The following is a 19,074-nucleotide window of genomic DNA, read 5'->3' on the forward strand; positions in this document are numbered from 1 at the left end:
CCGTCAGGACGCGGCGTCGAGGGTATCGTCGTCGTCGTCCTTGGAGCGCTTCATGGTGCGGCCGGCCACCTCGTACTGCTTGAGCAGGCGGCGGAAGTTGGAGCGATCCACTCCGGCGGCGCGCGCGGCGCTGGAGACGTTGTGGGTGTGCTTCTCCAGGAGCGCGGTGAGGTAGCGCCGCTCGAAGGCGCGCATGGCCAGACGCTTGGCCTGGGCGTAGGGCAGGTGCGCGAGGCTGAACACCTCCACCTGGGCGCCGGCCTGGGGCGCCTCCTGGAAGCCCGGCGGCAGATCGTCGGTGTCCAGCACCTCCTTGGAGGTGAGCACCACGGCGCGCTCGATGACGTTCTCGAGCTCGCGCACGTTGCCCGTCCACCGGTTGCAGGTGAGGGCCTCCAGGGCGCGGGGCGTGAAGCCCGTGACGCGCTTGCCCACCTTGGCCGTGTACACCTTGAGGAAGTGGTGGGTGAGCAGCGGCACGTCCTCGGGACGATCGCGCAGGGGCGGCAGGTCGATGGTGATGACGTTGAGCCGGTAGAACAGGTCCTCGCGGAACTTGCCCTGCTCCTTGGCGCGGCTGAGGTCCACGTGCGTGGCGGCGATGACGCGCACGTCCACCTTCACCGGCTCGTTGGCGCCCACGCGCTTGACCTCGCCCTCCTGCAGCACGCGCAACAGGCGCACCTGGGTGGCGGGGGGCACGTCGCCAATCTCGTCGAGGAAGATGGTGCCGCCGTCGGCCGCCTCGAACAGGCCCTTCTTGTTGGAGGTGGCGCCGGTGAAGCTGCCCTTCACGTGGCCGAACAGCTCGCTCTCCAGCAGCGTGTCCGTGAGGGCCGAGCAGTTGACCGCCACGAAGGGCTTGTCCTTGCGCGCGCTGCGGTAGTGGATGGCGCGCGCCACGAGCTCCTTGCCCGTGCCGCTCTCACCCTGGATGAGCACCGTGGCGGTGGAGTGGCTCACCGTCTCCACCAGCTTGAACACGGCGCGCATCTGCGCGGACTGGCCGATGAGCTCCTCGAACTGGTTGCGCGCGCTGAGTGCCTCCTCGAGCGCACGCGCCCTGTCGCGCAGCGACTTGCGCTCGGCGGCCTTGGCCACCGTCATGCTCACTTCGTCGATGTTCTCGAAGGGCTTGGTCAGGTAGTCGTAGGCGCCGGCCTTCACCGCCTCCACGGCCGTCTCCACCGTGGCGAAGGCGGTCATCATGATGACCTCCACGTCCGGCCGCACCGCCTTGATGCCGCGCAAGAGGTCCATGCCGGACAGGTTGGGCATCTTGATGTCCAGCACGGCCACGTCGATGGACGGATCCTTCGCGGCCGTCAGTCCCTCGACGGCGTCGTCGATGGAGACGACCTGATAGCCCTCGCGCACGAGGATGGAGGTGACGGCCTTGAGGACGATGGGATCGTCGTCCACGACCAGGATCTTGGCGCGTTTGGGCGCGGGGACGGGCGGGGGCGGGCTCACGGCGACCTCTCGAGCTGCAACGGAATGGGGATGTAGACGGTGAAGCGAGAACCCTCACCCATCTGGGTATCGACCTTGAAGACGCCGCCGTGGTCCTCGACGATACGGTAGGCGATCGACAAGCCCAGGCCCGTTCCCTGACCCGGCGGTTTGGTGGTGAAGGACGGCTCGAAGATGCGCGCGAGGTAGCGCTCCTCGATGCCACAGCCCGTGTCGGCGACGCGGAAGAAGCAGCGATCCTCTTCCCTGCCTGTCTCCAGCGTCAGGTTGCCTCCGGTGGTGGGCAGCGCGTGCAGGCCGTTCTGCAGCAGGTTGAGCATCACCTGCGACAGCTGGCCCGGGTCTCCGAACAGCTCGGGCAGTTGCGGCTCCAGGCGCAAGTCCAGCCGCACCTTGGGGTAGGACTTGAGCTGGGCCCCGAAGAGCACCGCCGAGTCCTCCGCGCACTTGTTGAGCTGGAACGTGCGCCGATCATCCGTGCGGCTGTGACGGCTGAACTTCAACAGGCTCTCCACGATGCGCTTGCAGCGCAGCGCGCTCTCCTCGATGAGGCCCAGCGACTCGAGGTCCTCCTTGCTGCGGCCCTCGTCGCGCTTCATCAACTGCGCGAAGGCGAGGATGCCGCCCAGCGGATTGTTGATTTCGTGCGCCACGCCGCCGGCGAGCTGCCCCACCGCCGCCATCTTCTCCGTCTCGATGAAGCGGCGCGTCATCTCGCGCTCGTCGGTGATGTCCCGGTAGGAGCACACCGCGCGCCCCTCGCCCGTGAGCGGGTAGGCGGCCATGGCGTAGATGCGGCCGCGGGGGCGGATCTCCGCGCGCGTGCCGCGATTGGTCTCCAGCGCCTCGTGCAGGGGACAGCCCGGGCAGGGCGAGTCGCGATCGAACAGCAGCTTGTGGCACAGCTGCTCGGAGCCCTCCTCGCTCAAGGGCTCCTTGAGCCTGTCCCCCGCCAGCTCCGTGTAGGCGCGGTTGGCGCGGCGCACCCCATAGTCCGCGCGCACCACGGCCAGCGGCGTGTCCATGGAGTCGAACGCCAGCTCCCACTCGCGCTTGGCCTGGCTGAGCAGGTGCGTGCGCAGCGTCACCCGCGTCTCCAGCTCCGCGTTGAGCCGCCGCAGCTCCTCGTTCTGCTGCTGCGTCACGCGCAACAGCCGCTCGTTCTCCGCCTGCAGCGCGTACTGCTCGAAGGCGCTCTTGACCGTGAGCACCAGGTGGCTGTCGTTCCACGGCTTGGAGATGAAACGGAAGATCTCCGAGCGGTTGATGGCCTCCTCGATGGCCTGTTGATCCGCCTGCCCGGTGAGCATGATGCGCTGGGCGCGGGGAACCTGCGCCTTCACGCGGCTGAGGAACTCCACGCCATTCATGCCCGGCATGCGGAAGTCAGAAATGACCACTTCGGGCGTGAAACGCTCGAGGGCCTTGAGACCCTCTTCCGCGTCCGACGCCGTCTCGATCTGCCAGTCACCGCGCCGGAGAACACGCCGGATGGACTTCAGGATGTATTCCTCGTCGTCCACCAGCAACAGCCGACCGCGTGGCACCGCTCCCTGTGTCTGCGCCAGTTCCAGTGGCAACCTCGTCCCGAATCCGAACCCCGAGCGTTTGCAATGACGCTGCCAACATCCATTATCTCGCAAACCGCCCTGATACCGGGTGCTTCAACACCCGGGGCCGCTGACCACCCTGGGTATAATCATACCCCGACTCTCGAATCGGGTCAATGGGGACCCACCCCATTTCTCCCATCCGGACGACAAGGGGACTAAGGGGAGGCGGGCCGCTCGGGGGACGACGCGAGGGCCGAGTGGACGCAGATGCGGTTACGGCCCTCGTGCTTGGCGCGGTAGAGGGACTCGTCGGCGGAGCGCACCAGCTGCTCGGCGTTGCCCACGGCGTGGTGGGGAAAGGAGGCGACGCCCACGGAGGCGGTGACGCGCAGGGTGCGCTCCGGGCCGGTGTGCAGCACGCCCAGCTCCCGCCAGACGCGCTCGGCCACGGTGAGCGCGCCGGCCAGGGGCGTGCGCGGCAGGAGGATGGCGAACTCCTCGCCGCCGTAGCGCGCCAGCAGGTCCGTCTCGCGCACGCTGCGCTGGAGCGAGGCCGCCACGTCGCGCAGCACGAGGTCGCCCACCTGGTGGCCATGGTCGTCGTTGAAGCGCTTGAAGTGGTCCAGGTCGAGGAGGATGAGCGAGAGCGGATCGTCGTAGCGCTGGGCGCGCCGGAACTCCTCGCGCAGCCGGTCCTGGAAGTAGCGGTGGTTGTGCACCTGGGTGAGCCCGTCGGTGATGGACAGGCGCTCGAGCGCGTTCACGCGCGTGAGCAGCGCGTCCATCCGCTGCCGCTCCTGGAGGCAGCGCTCCACCCGGACCGACAGCTCCTCGGCGTCCACGGGCGTGCGCACCACCTCGGCGCCCAGGCGCAACACGGCCACCACGGCCGCGTTCTCCTCCGCGGGGATGAGCGCGATGATGGACGGACGCTGCGCGTCGTCGTCCCGGGCCATCAGGTGCTGCAGGAGGGCGCGCGCGGGCCCACCGGCCGGCCCGAGCACGAGCAGCACCAGACGGGCCTCGTCGATGAGGCGTTGGGCCTCCGCGCCAGCGGAGACCAACCGGATGGAGAAACCGTCCTGCTCCAGCGCACCCGCGAGTTGTGCTTGCCGAGCGGGCTGTTCGTCCACCAACAGTATGAGGCGCCTGTCTCCCACATCACCCCTCGAAACCAACCAAAGCCGTGACGCTAGCACGTCCGTCCGTCACTCCGCGACCGTTGGATTGCGCTCGGCCGGGGATGTTTGATAGCAGCCGCCTCCCCCGCGATCCGTTCACCGGGGCGCACCGCCGAGGTCTTCCATCGTGGCTCCTTCTCCCAGCATCAGCCTCTTCTTTCCCGCCTGGAACGAGGAGGATTACGTCGAGCGCTCGGTCATGCGCGCCCTGGAAGTGCTTCCGCGGCTGACCGATGATTTCGAAATCATCGTCGTCAACGACGCGTCCACGGACCGGACCCAGGAGATTTGCGAGCGGCTCGCCGCGCGCATTCCCCAGTTCCGCTTCATCACGCACCCGGTCAACCTCAAGCTCGGCGGCGCCATGCGCACCGGCCTGTCCGCGTCCACCAAGGACATCGTGGTGTACTCGGACATCGATCTGCCCTTCGATCTCAACGAGCTGGAGCGGGCGCTGCACCTGATGAAGTACCTCGAGGCGGACATGCTCTGCGCCTTCCGCTTCGATCGCACGAGCGAGGGCCCCAAGCGCATCGTCTACTCGTTCGCCTACAACCTGCTCATCCGCACGCTCTTCGGCGTCCATGTGAAGGACATCAACTTCAGCTTCAAGGTGATGCATCGCAAGGTCCTGGAGTCGGTGGAGCTCAACAGTCTGGGCTCCTTCATCGACGCGGAGCTGGTGGTGAAAGCAATCCACCAGGGCTTCCGGGTATTCCAGATGGGCGTGGATTATTTCCCCCGCACGCGCGGCATCTCCACGCTGTCCTCGCCCACGGTCATCCTGAAGATGGTGCGCGAGCTGGCGCGGCTGTACCCGGAGACGCGCTGGCCCAAGGCGGCCCAACGCCCGGTGCGGCTGCCCCCCACGGTGGCCTCGCTGCACGGCCCGGCGCGCGAGAAGGCGCGCGGCCACGGATAGGCCCCGGTGAAGCACGCGCCCACACGCCTCGTCGTCAACGCGGACGACCTGGGGCTGCACCCCTCCCTGGACGCGGGCATCCTGCGTGCCCACCGCGAGGGCATCGTCACCAGCGCCACCGTGCTCGTCATGGGCCCCAGTGCCCCCGAGGCGGTGCGCCAGGCGCGAGCCCAGGGACTCGCCCTGGGAGTCCACCTCGCCGTGTGCACCCGGCTGGCCCCCGTGTCGCCTCCCGCACGCGTCCCCACGCTCGCGCCCGGCGGCCGTCTGCGCGCGGGCTGGGCGGACTTCGCGCGCGCGTGGCTCACCGGACGTGTGCGCCGCGAGGAGTTGGAGCACGAACTGGCCGCGCAGCTGGCGCGGGCCCGGAAGCTGGGCGCCGAGGTGGATCACCTCGACATGCACCAGCACCTGCACCTGCTGCCCGGCGTGCGCCCCGTCGTGGAGGCACTGGCGCGACGTGAGGGCCTGCCCCTGCGCTGGCCGGACCGGCTGCCCCGCCTCGCCTGGAGACGGGCGCCCGGAGCCGCGGTGAAGACGTCGCTGCTCACGCTGCTGGCCCGGAGCGCGCCCAGGCCGCCCGCGGGCGTGCGGCGGGTGAGCGCGGGCGGCGTCTTCGAGGCGGGCCAGCTCGACGAGGCCGCCCTCCTGTCACTGCTCGACGCCCTGCCCCCCGGGGACTTCGAGCTGGGGTGCCACCCGGGCGAGGGCCGCCCCCATGTGCCGGAGGATCCCCTGTGGACCTATGGCTGGCAGTCCGAGCTGGACGCGCTCACCAGCCCCCGCGTGCGCGCCCGGCTCCAGCGCGCCGGGGTGGAGCTGACCACCTACGGCGCCCTGGCCTCCGCCACGTAGAGGATATGGGGCGTGGTGTAGCCCGCGCCCAGGTCCACCGTCTCGCGCAGGTGCAAGCCCACCTCGCGCAGCAGCGCCTCCATCGCGTGCCGCGGCTGGAGCACCAGCGCGCCGCCCGCCTTCGTCCGGCCGAGCACCTTCACCATCGCCCACTCCTGCGCGAGGCACTTGCGGTGCTTCCAGGAGCCATCTCCCTCGGCCTCCTTCACCAGCAGCCGTCCTCCCGGGCGCAGCAGCCGCGCCGCGTCGCGAAGGAAGTCCGGCCAGCGCTCCAGGGGCAGTAGGTACAGCACGTCACACACCACCACCGCGTCGAACCCGCCCGCCTGCCCGGCGGCCAGCGACTCCACGCTCCCCACCTCGAACACCGTGTTCGGCAGCGTCCCCGGCCCCTGGCGTGCCCAGGCGATTTTGCGTGGGTCGGGATCGACCCCATGCACCTGGCGCCGGGAATCGCCCAGGGCGAGCAACCCGGAGAGCAGGCCATGGCCACAGCCCACCTCGGCGACGCGGCCCCCGGGGGGCACCCGGGCGGCCACGGCCTCCAGGGGAGCCGAGAAGGCCCGGGCGTGTACGTGGAAGCGCTCGCCGGGGGGCAGGTGGGAGAAGAGGGACAGGGTGGGAGTGAGTGGGGCGTTCACGAGATGTAGTGGTCCAGGGCGAAAGCGGCGGAGAGGACGACGAGAGACACCGCGCCCACGGCCCACAGGCCCTGGCGGACGCGCGGATGGTCTCTGAGGAGCAGCGCGAGGGTGACGAAGAGCGGAAAGGCGGACAGGAGGTAGCGTCCCATGCCCATGAAGTCCTTGGTCGCCACGGAGGGAATTCCCACGATGACGGCGCAGAACGCGCCATAGCCCCAACCCAGCCGCCGGAAGGTGGGAATCACGAGCGCGAGCGCCACGCCCGTCAAGAGCGCGTGCACGACGAGCCGGAGCTTCACCTCGGCGTTGCCCTCGTGGAACACGGCCTTGAACCAGGGCAGCTTCAACCACGCCTCCCAGCCGGGCAACTGGCCCCAGCCCTGCTGGGCATCGACGAAGGCGAACGGCGCGTCGAAGTGGCGCTCCAGGTAGAGCACGTAGAGGCCGAAGCCGAGCGCGGACAGCACGGGCAGCAGATCCACGACGCTCCAGGGCTCGCCCCGCGCGCGCTTCCACTCCCAGCGGCGCACGAGCAGTCCCACCACCACCGCGGGAGCCACCGGCCGGGCCGCCGTGGCGAGCGCGCCCAGGACCACCGCCGGCACCAGGTGCCCCTTCTCCAACGCGAGGAACGCGCCCACCACCAGCAGGATGAAGAGCGCGTCGGAGTACATCACGCCATAGAGGAAGAAGGTGAAGGGGTAGAGGGCGAGCAGCAGCGAGGCATGGAGCGCGGAGGTGTCGTCCACGAGCAGGCGCGCCCAGCGCAGGAAGAGCAGCACCGCGAGCGGGCCGCACAACAGGCTGACGAGCACTCCCGCCTGGTACACGTTGGCGCCGAGCGCCTCCACGGCGCGGATGGCCAGGGGATAGAGCGGGAAGAAGGCCACCGAGCTCTGCTCGCCGGGACGGTAGTCGTAGCCCTTCTCGGCGATCCGCGCGTACCAGCTCGCGTCCCACCCCACCCACCCCATCACCACGTACTCGTCGAGCCCCACCACGGGCGCTTGGGGGTTCTTGTGATGGAAGCGCCAGGCCCCCGCGCCCGAGGCCGCGGCACAGGCGAGGAGCGCGGCCAACACGACGAGCGCCAGGATGCGGGAAGACGAGCGGAGCATGCGCCGCAAGGCATCGTCCAGAAACGGTTGGGGGTCAAGACGCGCCACCACGTGGGAGCCACACACGACGCTTTCCGACACGCCGCCAGTCACCGACAATGCCGCCTCCCCCAGGAGACAGCATGCACCCCACCCTCCGCCACCTCATGGTGCTCGGACTTCTCGTGCTCACCGGAGCGGCGCGGGCCCAGGCCGCGCGGCCCACGCCCGATGGAGAAGGCCCCGAGCGCTTCGAATACCTCCGCTCGCACTACACCAAGTTCGAGTACCGCATCCCCATGCGCGATGGCACGAGGTTGTTCACCTCCGTCTACGTCCCCAACGACGCGAGCCCGGGCAAGCGCTACCCCGTGCTGCTCGTGCGCACGCCCTACTCCGTCGCGCCCTACGGCGTGGACCGCTACGCCCGCCGGCTCGGACCCACCGCGCAGTATGAGAAGGAGGGCTTCATCTTCGTCTTCCAGGACGTGCGCGGGCAGCACATGTCCGAGGGCACGTTCGTCAACATGCGGCCGCACCTGGCCACGAAGAAGGGCCCCAAGGACACCGACGAGAGCACCGACACCTACGACACCATCGAGTGGCTGGTGAAGAACGTGCCGGGCAACAACGGCCGCGTGGGCCAGTGGGGCATCTCCTACCCCGGCTACTACACGTCCGCGGGCGCCATCGACTCGCACCCGGCGCTCAAGGCCATCTCCCCCCAGGCGCCCATCGCCGACTGGTTCTGGGATGACATGCACCGCCACGGCGCCTTCAACCTGGTGTTGGCGTTCAACTTCTTCTCCGGCTTCGGCCTGCCCCGGCCCCAGCCCACCGACAGCGAGGAGTGGAAGCGCTTCGAGCACGGCACCCCCGACGCCTACCAGTTCTTCCTCGAGCTCGGCGCGCTCGGCAACGCGGACGCGCGCCACTTCAAGGGCGACGTCGCCTTCTGGAAGGACCTCGTCGCGCACCCCAACTACGACGCCTTCTGGCAGTCGCGCAACCTGCTGCCCCACTTGAAGAACATCAAGGCCGCGGTGCTCGTGGTGGGCGGCTGGTTCGACACCGAGGATCTCTACGGGCCGCTGCGCACCTACGCCGCCATCGAGAAGCAGAACCCGGGCATCTCCAACTCCCTGCTCATGGGGCCGTGGATCCATGGCGGATGGATGCGCACCGACGGCTCGTCGCTGGGGGACGCGGACTTCGGCTTCTCCACGAGCCAGCTCTACCAGGAGCTGGGCTTCACCTTCTTCAAGCACCACCTCAAGGGCGGTGAGGCCCCCGCCTTGTCCGAGGCCACCCTCTTCGAGACCGGCGCCAACCGTTGGCGGCACTTCGACACCTGGCCGCCCAAGGCCGTGCGCGAGCAGCGGCTGTACTTCCAGCCCAAGGGTGCCCTCGCCTTCCAGGCCCCGTCCGTCACGGGCGAGTCCTTCGACGAGTACGTGAGCGACCCGGCCCGGCCCGTGCCCTACACGCAGGAGATCACCACTGGCTGGGCCAAGAACTACATGACCGAGGACCAGCGCTTCGCCGCGCGCCGCCCCGACGTACTCGTCTACCAGACGGCGCCGCTGGAGAAGGATCTCACGCTCGCGGGCCCACTGGAGGCGGACCTGTGGGTGTCCACCACCGGCTCGGATGCGGACTGGGTGGTGAAGCTCATCGACGTCAACCCCGGCAAGCTGCCCGGCGCCGCGCGACGCGAAGAGAGCCCGGACGCGATCGACCGGGGCCACCAACAGACGCTGGTGCGGGGCGAGCCCTTCCGTGGCCGCTTCCGCGAGAGCTATTCCCAGCCCAAGGCCTTCACGCCGGGCGAGGTGACGCGGGTGCGCTTCACCCTCAACGACGTGCTGCACACCTTCAAGCGGGGGCACCGCGTGATGATCCAGGTGCAGTCGAGCTGGTTCCCCTTCATCGACCGCAACCCACAGACCTTCGTACCCAACATCTTCGAGGCCAGGGAGGAAGACTTCGTGCGAGCCTTCCACCGCGTCCACCACACGGCGCAACACCCCAGCTCGCTCAAGGTGGGGGTGATGCCCGCGCTGGACGACTGACCCGTGCCGCGCGGGAGCGGGAGGCCCCTCGTGGCGGCCTCCCGTCCCGGCGCCAGCGAGGCTCAGCCCGGGTAGAACTTCCCGCCCGCCTTCACCTTCTCCACGAGGGCCGGCGCGGGCTCGAAGCGCTCGCCGTACTTGTCGTGGTAGTGCTCCAGGCGCCGCAACAGCTCGGCGGGCCCGAGGCTGTCCGCGTAGCGGAAGGGGCCTCCGAGGAACGCCGGGAAGCCGAGGCCGAAGATGGCCCCCACGTCGCCGTCCCGCGCGCTGCGCAGGATGCCCTCGCCCAGGCAGCGCACCGCCTCGTTCACCATCTGCAGGGCGCACCGCTCGGCCATCTCCTGGGCGTCCAGGTGCTTGCGCTCGCGGCCATGCGGCAACAGCTCGTAGACGGAGGTGTCCACCTCCTTCTTCTTGCCGTCGTAGGTGTAGAAGCCCTTCTTGTTCTTGCGGCCGAGCCGTCCGTCGGCCACCACCTTGTCGAACGCCTTGGGCGCCGCGATGCGCTTGCCGAACGCGGCCTCCATGATGGGCGCCACCTTCTGCGCCACGTCGATGCCCACCTCGTCCAGCAGGGTGATGGGGCCCACCGGGAAGCCGAACTCCACCAGCGCCCTATCCAACTCGGCGATGTCGGCGCCCTCGGCCAGCAGGTACGCGGCCTCGTTCATGTACGGCGCGAGGATGCGCGAGGTATAGAAGCCCGGCCCGTCGTTGACGACGATGACCGTCTTGCCCTGCTTCTTGCCAATCTCCACGCACGTGGCCGTCACCCAATCCGCGGTGCCCTTGTGGGTGATGATCTCCAGGAGGGGCATCTTGTGCACCGGGCTGAAGTAATGCATCCCGATGATCTGCGCGGGCCGGCGCGCGCCCTCGGCCAGCTGGGTGATGGGGATGCTCGAGGTGTTGGAGGCGAAGATGCAGTCCTCGCGCGTGACGGCCTCCACCTCGCCGAGGATGCGGCGCTTGAGCGTCAGGTCCTCGAAGACGGCCTCGATGACCACGTCCACGTTCTTGAAGCCGCTGTAGTCGGTGCCGCCGGTGACGAGCGCCATCTTCGCCGCCGCCTCACGCGACGTGAGCGAGCGCCGCTTCACCCGCTCCTCGAAGATGCCCTGCACCTGCTTGAGGGCACGGCCCACGCCCGCGTCGTCCTTGTCCTTCACGCGCACCGGCACGCCCTGCAGCGCCGAGCTGACATAGGCGATGCCGCCGCCCATCAGCCCGCCGCCCAGCACGCCCACCTTCTTCACCGGGCGTGCCTTCACGTCGGCCTTGTCCGTGCCGTTCTCCTTCTTGAGCGCCGTGGTGGCGAAGAAGATCTCCACCAGCCGCTTGGAGACATCCGACACCACCAGCTCCCCGAAGAGCCGGGCCTCGGCCTCCAGGCCCGCCGCGCGGCCGGACTCCAGGCCCACCCGGATGGCCTCGAGCGCCTTCTCCGGCGCGGGGAACTTGCCGCGCGTCTTCTTGCGCAGCTGCTTCTTCGCCTGATCGAAGAGCACCTTGCGGCCCAGGGGGTTGTCCTCCAGCGCCACCTCGGTCCACATCTCCTTGTTGGCGAGCCCCATGAGCAGTCCGCCGAGGCCCCCCTTCTTGCCCTGCTGCGCCACCGCCTTGAGCCCCTGGCCGTGCGAGCGCTCCACCTTCAGCGTCCCGTCCACCAGCTCGCGGGCGCGCCGCAGCGCCACCTCGCGCAGGATGGGCACGGGCACCACCTCATCCACGATGCCCAGCCGCTTGGCCTTGGAGGGCTTCACCGTCTTGCCCGCGAGGATGAGATCCAACGCGGCCTGCGCGCCGATGAGCGCCGGCAGACGCTGGGTGCCTCCCGCGCCGGGCAACAGCCCCAGCTGCACCTCGGGCAGTCCGATCGTCGTCTTGGGGCTGTCCGTCGCGATGCGGTAGTGGCACGCGAGCGCCCACTCCAGGCCACCGCCCAGACACGCGCCGTGGATGGCCGCCACCACCGGCTTGGGGAAGGCCTCCAGCCGATCGAAGACGCGCTGCCCGTCCCGGGACGTGGCGGTGGCCTCCGCGGCCGTCTTGATGGTCTGGAGGAAGTCGATCTTCGCTCCGGCCACGAAGCTGTCCTTCTTGCCGGAGATGAAGACGAGCGCCTTGACCGCGGCGTCCTTCTCCGCCCGGTCGAGCAGCGCCGCGAACGCCGCGCCTGTCGGGGGCGAGAGCGTGTTCACCGGCTCGTCCACCTGGTTGAACACCACGAGGCCGATGTCCCCCTCGAGCTGGAAGGACAGGCCCTGCTTCACCTCGGACTCCTGAGCAACCATGGCACCCATCACGCACGCTCCAGGACCACCGCGGCACCGAGGCCACCGGCGGCGCAGACGGTGCACAGCACCGTGTTCTTGTTCTGACGCTTCAGCTCATGCAGGGCCTGGGTGACGATGCGCGCCCCCGTGGCCCCGAAGGGATGCCCGAGCGACAGCGAGCCACCCGACAGGTTCAGCCGTGTGCGGTCCACCTCGCCCACCGGCGCGCTCCAACCGGCCTTCTTGGCGAACTCCTTGGAGGCCAGGGCCTGGAGGTTGCTCGCCACCTGGGCGGCGAACGCCTCGTGCATCTCCACGAGATCGATGTCCGCGAGCGTCAGGCCCGCGCGCTTGAGCGCCACCGGCACGGCGTAGGCGGGACCCTGCAGGAGCTGGTCCCCGGGGTCCGTGGCCGCGAAGGCGTGCGAGCGCAGGTAGCCGAGCGGCTCCAGGCCGAGCGCCTTGGCCTTCTCCTCGCTCATCATCAGGAGCACGCCGGCGCCGTCGGTGAGCGGCGAGGAGTTGCCCGCGGTGATGGTGCCGTACTTGCGGTCGAACACGGGCTTGAGCTGGGAGAGCGACTCCAGGCTCGTGTCCGCGCGCACGATGTTGTCCTTGTCCGCCACCTTCTCGTACCTGGGCGGCACCACCACGTGCATGACGTGGGAGTCGAAGAAGCCATCCTTCCAGGCGCGCGCGGCATTCTGGTGCGAGGCGAGCGCGATCTGATCCTGCTCGGCGCGCGAGATGCCGTTCTCCTTGGCCATCTTCTCGGCGCTCTCGCCCATGGTCATGCCGGTGGAGTGCTCGGCGATGGCCGGGGGCACGGGCACCAGGTCTCCCGGCTTGAGCGCCTGGAAGGCCTTGAGCTTGCCGGGCAAGTCACGCGCCTTGGAGGCGGCCATCAGCGCCTGGGCCAGCGGACGGCTGGTGAAGATGGGCGCGTCCGACATGGACTCGGTGCCTCCGGCGAGCACCACGTCCGCCTCGCCCAGGGCGATGGCGTTGGCCGCCGTGGTCATCGCCTGGATGGACGTGGCGCACGCGCGCGACACCGTGAAGGCGTCGATCTTGCGCGGCAGCCCGGCGGCGATCACCACCTCGCGCGCGATGGACGGCGCGGTGAGCGTGGGGATGACCTGCCCGAACACCACCTGATCGATCTCCTGCGGATCGATCTCCGAGCGCTGCACCAGTTCCTGGACCACGATGCGGCCCAGGTCCAACGCGGTGAGCCTCGCGAAGTCCGTACCCGCCTTCGCGAAGGGCGTCCGCAATCCGCGGACGATGGCCACCCTGCGGTGACCGTTTTGCTGCTCGCGTGCCATTGTGTGCCTCACCTTTCCCTGCGGGGGTGAGGCCCATCTAATGAGCGGTGGTGCGGCGCGTCAACGGGAGATTGATTCTGGAATCAACCCGGTGCTCCCCTGCCCCGGGGCCCGCCTGGAGGGGGGGCCTTCGAGGTGTCCGGCATCACACAACCCGGCGGCTCACGGGGACTGTCGCAGCGCGAAGCCGTGCTTGTGGACGGCGTCGACGAAGAACTTCGCGGCCTCGGGATCGGTGGGCGGGAGGATACCGTGGCCGAGGTTGCAGATGTGGCCCACGGGCCCCGCGCGCCGGAGGATGTCCACCACGCGCTGCTCCAGCTCCTCGCGCGGCAGGAAGAGGTGGAGTGGGTCGAGGTTGCCCTGCACGGCCACGTCGGGGCCGAGCACGCGGCGGGCCTCGTCGAGGGGGGTGCGCCAGTCCTGGCCGATGACGTCCGCGCCGGTGCGCTTGAGCAGCGGCAGGTGGTTGGACATGCCGGTGCCGAAGACGATGACGGGCACGCCCTTGGCCTGCACCTCCTTCACCATGCGCGTGAGGTACGGCAGGCAGAAGCGCTCGTAGTCCCAGGGGGACAGCTCGCCGCCCCACGAGTCGAAGATCTGCACGATGCTCGCGCCGGCCTCCACCTGCATGAGCAGGTAGGGGATGAGCGTGCGCGTGAGCTTGTCGAAGAGCGTGTGGACGAGCTGGGGCTGCTCGAAGAGCATGCGCTTGATGAGGATGTAGCTCTTGGAGCCGCCGCCCTCGACCATGTACGCGGCGAGGGTGAAGGGGGCGCCGCAGAAGCCGATGACGGGCACCGAGTCATTGAGCGCGCGCCGGGTGCGGCGGATGGCCTCGGCGACGAAGCCGGTGCCCTCCACGGGGTCGGGCACACCGAGCCGCTCGATGTCGGCGGCGGAGCGCACGGGGTTGGGGAAGTGCGGCCCCTTGTCGCCCAGCTCCAGTTCAATCCCCATGGCCTCCACGGGGATGAGGATGTCCGAGAAGATGATGGCCGCGTCCACGCCCAGGCGGGTGACGGGCTGGACGGTGACCTCGGCGGCGAGGTCCGGGTGCTTGCACAGATCGAGGAAGGCGATGTTGCCGCGGATGGCCCTGTACTCGGGGAGGTAGCGGCCCGCCTGGCGCATGAGCCACACGGGGGTGGTGTCCGTGGGCTGGCGGCGGGCGGCGCGAAGGAGGCGGTCGTTCAAGGTGGACACTCCGGGTGGCTCCCCAAGTCCCTCGGGGGGCGAGCGGGGGGCGAGGGTTGTCACAGGAGGAATCGTCCCGGTCAACGCCCGTGACGGGCGGGCCCGGAATGAATCGTCCCCGGAAAAGGTATGCTTGACAGGGTCGGGGCGGGCTCGATAAAAGCCGCCCCGTCGCAACGCGGTGACGCCCAAGAGGGCGGATAGCTCAGCGGTAGAGCGTCGCCCTTACAAGGCGAGGGTCACAGGTTCAATCCCTGTTCCGCCCAAGTCAGTCGAGTGAAGTCGCTGTGGGGAGTTAGTTCAGTTGGTTAGAACGCCGGCCTGTCACGCCGGAGGCCACGGGTTCAAGTCCCGTACTCCTCGCCAATAAAAGCCCAGCAATCCTCCGGGGTTGCTGGGCTTTTTCTTTGCCGGTGGCAAGAGACGCCCATTCCCGCCAATGGGGCCGGTGCCGTCGTGGTGGGCATTGAGGGGGACCGCGCGCAGCTCGGCTGCCCCTGTACCCTCAAGCTGTGGGAGGCAGGGGCGCCGCGCACCGTCACCCTCGGGAACGTCACCTTCCCGGTGAGCCAGAAGGCGGAGCCCTGAGCACGGCCACCGCGAGCCGTGCCGAGCCTCAAGGGGTGGCGCGCCCGCCAATCTCCGGGAAGCGTTCGTAGGCCCGTTTGAGCGCGTCCAGGTGAGCGGGGTTGTCCAGGTCGAGCGGCGCCTCGGTGAGCCGGACAACCCACCCACCCGTCGCGGTGCGCCGTGCGCGTGACAGCAGCTCCGAGTCGCGGGCCGGGTCGGGGAAGCCGATGGCTCGTGCGGCAGCAGCCGACCAGTAGTTCAGCCATCCGAGACAGTGTGGAATCTCTGGCGAGGGGATGTCCTCCGAAAGCTTGAGCGGCGGCAACCCTCGTGGCGGAACTCCCGGCTTGCGCACGGGATGGCGTGTCTGCTGCGAAATCTCCACGCCCGCGTTGAATGGCGTCGCGTGCCCCCAGAATGCGCGAGCACCCTCCGCGATGGCCTCCAGCACTTCCACTGCCGCCGCGGTGCCGGTTGCGCCGAGCGGCAGGGCTGCATGGATTTCAAACTGTGCCTACCCTCCCGGGGAGATCCCCGCCGGCTTTCCCATCCAGACACCGTTACCCGGTAGCTCTCGTCGCCATTACAAATGAGCCGAAACCCCCTGCCGGTCGGCCTCCCCTGGGCGAGCCACACCTCGCGCTGCGGTAGCCGGACCAGCTTCCCCTCGCGAGAAATCGTCCACTCCAGGCGCAAGCCAGGGAACGCGCGTTCCATTCCATGAACAACAGCCCAAGGGCGGCTATCGGCGCTCACGAGCGCAGGCGCGTAGACGATAATACCAATGTCACTTTCTTGCATTGCAGGCATTGTCGAGGTTTCTATCCAGGCTCTCCAATGCGGCGCTGCGCACGCCGACCCGGAAGTTGAATCCACAAGCCAGAGCAAGGGCGCGCTCGTACTGCAACTCTAGCACTTGGTCCTCAAGCACAATTCTCCGAAGTTCGGGCGGGTACGTGTCGAAGTTGTCGGTCTTGACTTCCCAAAGTGCGCGCGCGGCCAGTTGCAGCGCGTCGAAGTTCTTCCCATTCACGAACACATCCCTGCCGGGGAAACTGTTGTTCGGAATTTTGTCGGCGCACTTGTCGTGCAGTTTATTTCCACCAAGGTGGCGCTTCGCCGGGACGGGCTCGCACCTGCGGCGCTCTCGCTCCGAGGTCTCGGGTGGCTCCACGGGAGGGAAATCCGGCCCTTTGGGCTCCGGCTTGGGCCTTTTTTCCGGCGAGGGTTTCTGCGGGGCGGGCACTGTTTCAGGCACGGGCCGCGTTTCGGTCGCGGGCCTTACCTGGGGACGGCCCCTCTTCTCCGCGTAGGTATCCAGCGCCGCCTTGATGGCGAAGCCCACCACGACCACGCCCACGACGATCACCGCTCCCACGACGATCTCCGGTGCCGCCAGCACGCAGACCCCGAGCCCCACGGCAGCGGCACCCGCGGAGGCAACCGCGCATCGTCCCGTGAGGTCGTGAAACTCCATCCGGTCATGGTCGAGGGCCTGATAGCACCGCTCCGCCAGCACGGGCCAGGGCTCGGAAGCCTCCTGTACGGCACAACGCCCCCCGTCCGTCCAGGGCAGCGTCGCCGCTCGCTGGAGGTTGGCGAGCCTTGGGTCCCGGGCCGCTGGCTCTTGTGGGCTGGGGGCTGACGTCGCGCAGGCGGAGACATAGAGCAGAAGTGCGATGCACGCTCGGAGACGCATGGTCGGGTCCTCCATGGAGCTAGGACCTAATGGGTCCTGGTGGGGCCGTTCGGAGTATGGCGGCGCACCCCGACAGCCATGAACGCACGCGAGGGGAGCAGCAGGGGCCCAGGGTGCAGCAGCAGCTCGGGCCTGTAGTGGACTTGCCGCCAACCTGACAGTGAAAGAGAGTTGAGTCTCCTTTCAGAGGAGCGAGCCTCGTGACCGAGAACACCACCGTGGAGTCGTCGCCGTCGATAACGGTGCTGTACATCGAGGACGACGAGTTCACCGCGACGCGCACCTCACGCTATCTCGAACGCCACGGGCTCTCCATCCGGTGGTTTTCCGATGGGCGGAGCGGGCTGGCGGAGCTGATCCGCGAGGAGCCCGACATCGTCCTTCTCGATTTGCAGATCCCGCAGATGGACGGCCTGCAAGTCTGTGCGGAGATCCGGCGCAGGTCCGACGTCCCGATCATCATCATCACGGCTCGCGAAGAAGAGGCCGATCGGGTCCTCGGGCTCGAAGGCGGAGCGGACGACTACCTGGTCAAGCCGTTCTCGACGCGCGAGCTCCTGGCGCGAATTCGCGCGCACGTTCGGCGAGCACGAGGACGAGCCGGACCGGAGTCCCCGGTGTTGAGGGTCGGGCGGATCACGATCGACCCGAGAACCTATTCGGCGGCACTGGACGGCACGCCGCTTCGCCTCACGACGTACGAGTTCGCACTGCTCAAGGCGCTCGCGGAACGGGCCGGGCGGGTCCTCAGCCGTGAGCAGATGATGGAACTCGTCACCGGAAGCGCGGACGAGGCGTTCGACCGGTCCATCGACGTTCACATCTCCAATCTGCGCCGCAAGCTCGGCGACGATCCGCGGCAGCCCACGCTCCTGAAGACCATTCGGGGTGTCGGCTACGTGCTGCTCGGAGAGTCGTCTTGAAACGTCAGCCGAGACGACGGCTCGCTTTGCAGATCTGGGGCCTCGGGGTCCTGAACGTCGCCTTCGCACTCAGCGCCTCGATCTTCCTGGCGAGGCTGGCTCCGCGCGAGTCGCTCAGCGCTGCCGAGCACCACATGACGTACGTGGCGGAGCGGTTGGCCGAGGACGCCGTCGACGATTCGAGCCTGCGGAACGCGGTCGCGAGATATCTGCGGCTTCCGAAAGCATATGCTGTCGTGACGAAACCAGATGGCACTGTGTTCGGCTCCGCGCCACGTCCACCCTTCGACCCTCGTAGCTCGGTCGTCGTCTCCTCGGGACCGTTGAAGGGGACGCGCATCGAGGTCGGGATGATCCCGGGGGGGCCGGGCCCCCTCTTCCTGTGGATGGTCATCGTGATCGCCATCCTCGTGGTGACCTCCTTCGTCGCGGCGAGATACCTCACCCACCCGCTCACGCGTCTCGCGGACGCCGCACGACGATTCGGAGACGGAAACCTCGCCGTGCGCGTAGGTATTCGTCGCCGGGACGAGGTCGGCGCCGTGGCCCGGTCGTTCGACGAGATGGCCGAACGCATCGAGCGGCTGGTTCGCGCTCAGCGGGAGCTCCTCGCGAACGTGTCGCACGAGCTCCGCACACCGCTCGCCCGCATCCAGGTCTCGCTCGATCTGGCGGAGGACGATCCGGAACTCGCACGCGAATCGCTCCACGACATCTCCGAGGAGCTGCACGAACTCCAGACACTGATTTCGGACGTGCTGATGCTCGCGCGGCTGGAAGGTGGCAGCGCCGCGGCCAGCGGGTTGCCTCCACTCAAGCTCGAGCCGACGTCCCTCGACAAGCTGTGCGAGAAGGCGGCCGGCAAGTTCCGCGTACGGTTTCCGAAGCGCGAACTCGCCACGCGAGTCGGGACGCTCCCTGTCTGCGAGGTCGACCCGGTCCTCCTGCGCCGGGCCATCGACAATCTGCTCGAGAACGCCGCGAAATACTCTCCGCGCGACACCGCCATCGAACTGGATGCGAGCGCCGACTCGGCTGGCGTCCAGATCGTCGTCCGCGACCGGGGCGAGGGCATTACGGCGGAAGACCTTCCGTTCGTCTTCGACCCGTTCTTCCGGGCCGACCGGGTCCGGACGAAAAAGGGACCTGGAGGCGTCGGCCTCGGCCTGTCACTGGTGAGACGGATCGTCGAGGCGCATGGAGGCACCATCGCGCTCGCGCCCGCGGAGGACAGGGGCACGCGTGCGACGATCCGCCTCCCGGTGCGCAACGCGGAATAGG

General features: G+C 68.7%; 15 protein-coding genes, 2 tRNA genes and 1 pseudogene. 8 read left to right on the forward strand and 10 right to left on the reverse strand.

The window, feature by feature from the left end; translation table 11 throughout:
• Window positions 1-3 precede the first annotated feature (3 nt).
• The 3 genes from D187_RS14485 to D187_RS14495 all read right to left on the reverse strand — a co-directional run bounded on the left by D187_RS14485 (window position 4) and on the right by D187_RS14495 (window position 4,159).
• A complete protein-coding gene (locus D187_RS14485) occupies window positions 4-1,473 on the reverse strand; it encodes a sigma-54-dependent transcriptional regulator (RefSeq protein ID WP_002621611.1) in 1,470 nt (489 codons plus the stop codon).
• Window positions 1,470-3,020, reverse strand: a complete 1,551-nt coding sequence (locus D187_RS14490; RefSeq protein WP_002621612.1) for an ATP-binding protein — start codon at window positions 3,018-3,020, stop codon at window positions 1,470-1,472. The genes D187_RS14485 and D187_RS14490 overlap by 4 nt, the downstream gene beginning before the upstream one ends.
• Window positions 3,021-3,241: 221 nt before the next feature.
• A complete protein-coding gene (locus D187_RS14495) occupies window positions 3,242-4,159 on the reverse strand; it encodes a diguanylate cyclase (protein WP_306413569.1) in 918 nt (305 codons plus the stop codon).
• Window positions 4,160-4,334: 175 nt separating this feature from the next.
• On the opposite strand from D187_RS14495, the gene D187_RS14500 reads away from it, so the two are divergent.
• Both D187_RS14500 and D187_RS14505 read left to right on the forward strand, forming a co-directional pair.
• Window positions 4,335-5,129 carry a glycosyltransferase family 2 protein gene (locus tag D187_RS14500; protein ID WP_002621620.1) on the forward strand — a complete coding sequence of 265 codons (795 nt, stop codon included), beginning with the start codon at window positions 4,335-4,337 and terminating at the stop codon, window positions 5,127-5,129.
• Between the two features lie 6 nt (window positions 5,130-5,135).
• Window positions 5,136-5,984 carry a carbohydrate deacetylase gene (locus D187_RS14505; RefSeq protein ID WP_002621622.1) on the forward strand — a complete coding sequence of 283 codons (849 nt, stop codon included), beginning with the start codon at window positions 5,136-5,138 and terminating at the stop codon, window positions 5,982-5,984.
• On the opposite strand, the gene D187_RS14510 is transcribed toward D187_RS14505, so the two are convergent.
• Both D187_RS14510 and D187_RS14515 read right to left on the reverse strand, forming a co-directional pair.
• Complete coding sequence (locus D187_RS14510; protein WP_002621624.1) at window positions 5,957-6,625, reverse strand: class I SAM-dependent methyltransferase; 669 nt, start codon at window positions 6,623-6,625, stop codon at window positions 5,957-5,959. The genes D187_RS14505 and D187_RS14510 overlap by 28 nt on opposite strands.
• The gene (locus D187_RS14515) at window positions 6,622-7,746 is read right to left on the reverse strand and encodes a mannosyltransferase family protein (protein WP_043429911.1); all 1,125 of its coding nucleotides are present in this window, start codon (window positions 7,744-7,746) and stop codon (window positions 6,622-6,624) included. The genes D187_RS14510 and D187_RS14515 overlap by 4 nt, the downstream gene beginning before the upstream one ends.
• Window positions 7,747-7,868: 122 nt before the next feature.
• Here D187_RS14515 and D187_RS14520 point away from each other — a divergent pair, with 122 nt between their 5' ends.
• On the forward strand, window positions 7,869-9,797 hold the full coding sequence (locus D187_RS14520; protein WP_002621628.1) for a CocE/NonD family hydrolase: 1,929 nt from the start codon (window positions 7,869-7,871) through the stop codon (window positions 9,795-9,797).
• Window positions 9,798-9,859: 62 nt separating this feature from the next.
• On the opposite strand, the gene fadJ is transcribed toward D187_RS14520, so the two are convergent.
• The 3 genes from fadJ to hemE all read right to left on the reverse strand — a co-directional run bounded on the left by fadJ (window position 9,860) and on the right by hemE (window position 14,601).
• Entirely contained in the window at window positions 9,860-12,100 is a 2,241-nt protein-coding gene (fadJ, locus tag D187_RS14525; protein WP_002621629.1) for a fatty acid oxidation complex subunit alpha FadJ, read from the reverse strand.
• Entirely contained in the window at window positions 12,100-13,401 is a 1,302-nt protein-coding gene (gene fadI / locus D187_RS14530) for an acetyl-CoA C-acyltransferase FadI (RefSeq protein WP_002621630.1), read from the reverse strand. Before fadI ends, fadJ begins: the two co-directional genes overlap by 1 nt.
• Before the next feature lie 162 nt (window positions 13,402-13,563).
• Entirely contained in the window at window positions 13,564-14,601 is a 1,038-nt protein-coding gene (gene hemE, locus D187_RS14535) for a uroporphyrinogen decarboxylase (protein WP_043429914.1), read from the reverse strand.
• Between the two features lie 194 nt (window positions 14,602-14,795).
• Here hemE and D187_RS14540 point away from each other — a divergent pair.
• From D187_RS14540 to D187_RS58740, 3 genes are all read left to right on the forward strand, one after another.
• Window positions 14,796-14,867 (forward strand) — tRNA-Val (locus tag D187_RS14540).
• Between the two features lie 23 nt (window positions 14,868-14,890).
• Window positions 14,891-14,967, forward strand: a tRNA-Asp gene (locus D187_RS14545).
• 90 nt (window positions 14,968-15,057) lie between these two features.
• A complete protein-coding gene (locus D187_RS58740) occupies window positions 15,058-15,189 on the forward strand; it encodes a hypothetical protein (protein WP_002621632.1) in 132 nt (43 codons plus the stop codon).
• 28 nt (window positions 15,190-15,217) lie between these two features.
• On the opposite strand, the pseudogene D187_RS52300 reads toward D187_RS58740, so the two are convergent.
• Window positions 15,218-15,981 (reverse strand): annotated as a pseudogene (locus D187_RS52300) (DUF5953 family protein).
• The gene (locus tag D187_RS14550) at window positions 15,959-16,690 is read right to left on the reverse strand and encodes a DUF6310 domain-containing protein (RefSeq protein ID WP_245591711.1); all 732 of its coding nucleotides are present in this window, start codon (window positions 16,688-16,690) and stop codon (window positions 15,959-15,961) included. The pseudogene D187_RS52300 and the gene D187_RS14550 overlap by 23 nt, the downstream one beginning before the upstream one ends.
• 380 nt (window positions 16,691-17,070) lie before the next feature.
• On the opposite strand from D187_RS14550, the gene D187_RS14555 reads away from it, so the two are divergent.
• On the forward strand, window positions 17,071-17,793 hold the full coding sequence (locus tag D187_RS14555; protein WP_002621635.1) for a response regulator transcription factor: 723 nt from the start codon (window positions 17,071-17,073) through the stop codon (window positions 17,791-17,793).
• Entirely contained in the window at window positions 17,790-19,073 is a 1,284-nt protein-coding gene (locus D187_RS14560) for a HAMP domain-containing sensor histidine kinase (protein ID WP_043429694.1), read from the forward strand. The genes D187_RS14555 and D187_RS14560 overlap by 4 nt, the downstream gene beginning before the upstream one ends.
• Window position 19,074: the final 1 nt, after the last annotated feature.

Source organism: Cystobacter fuscus DSM 2262 (assembly GCF_000335475.2).
Lineage (GTDB): Bacteria > Myxococcota > Myxococcia > Myxococcales > Myxococcaceae > Cystobacter > Cystobacter fuscus.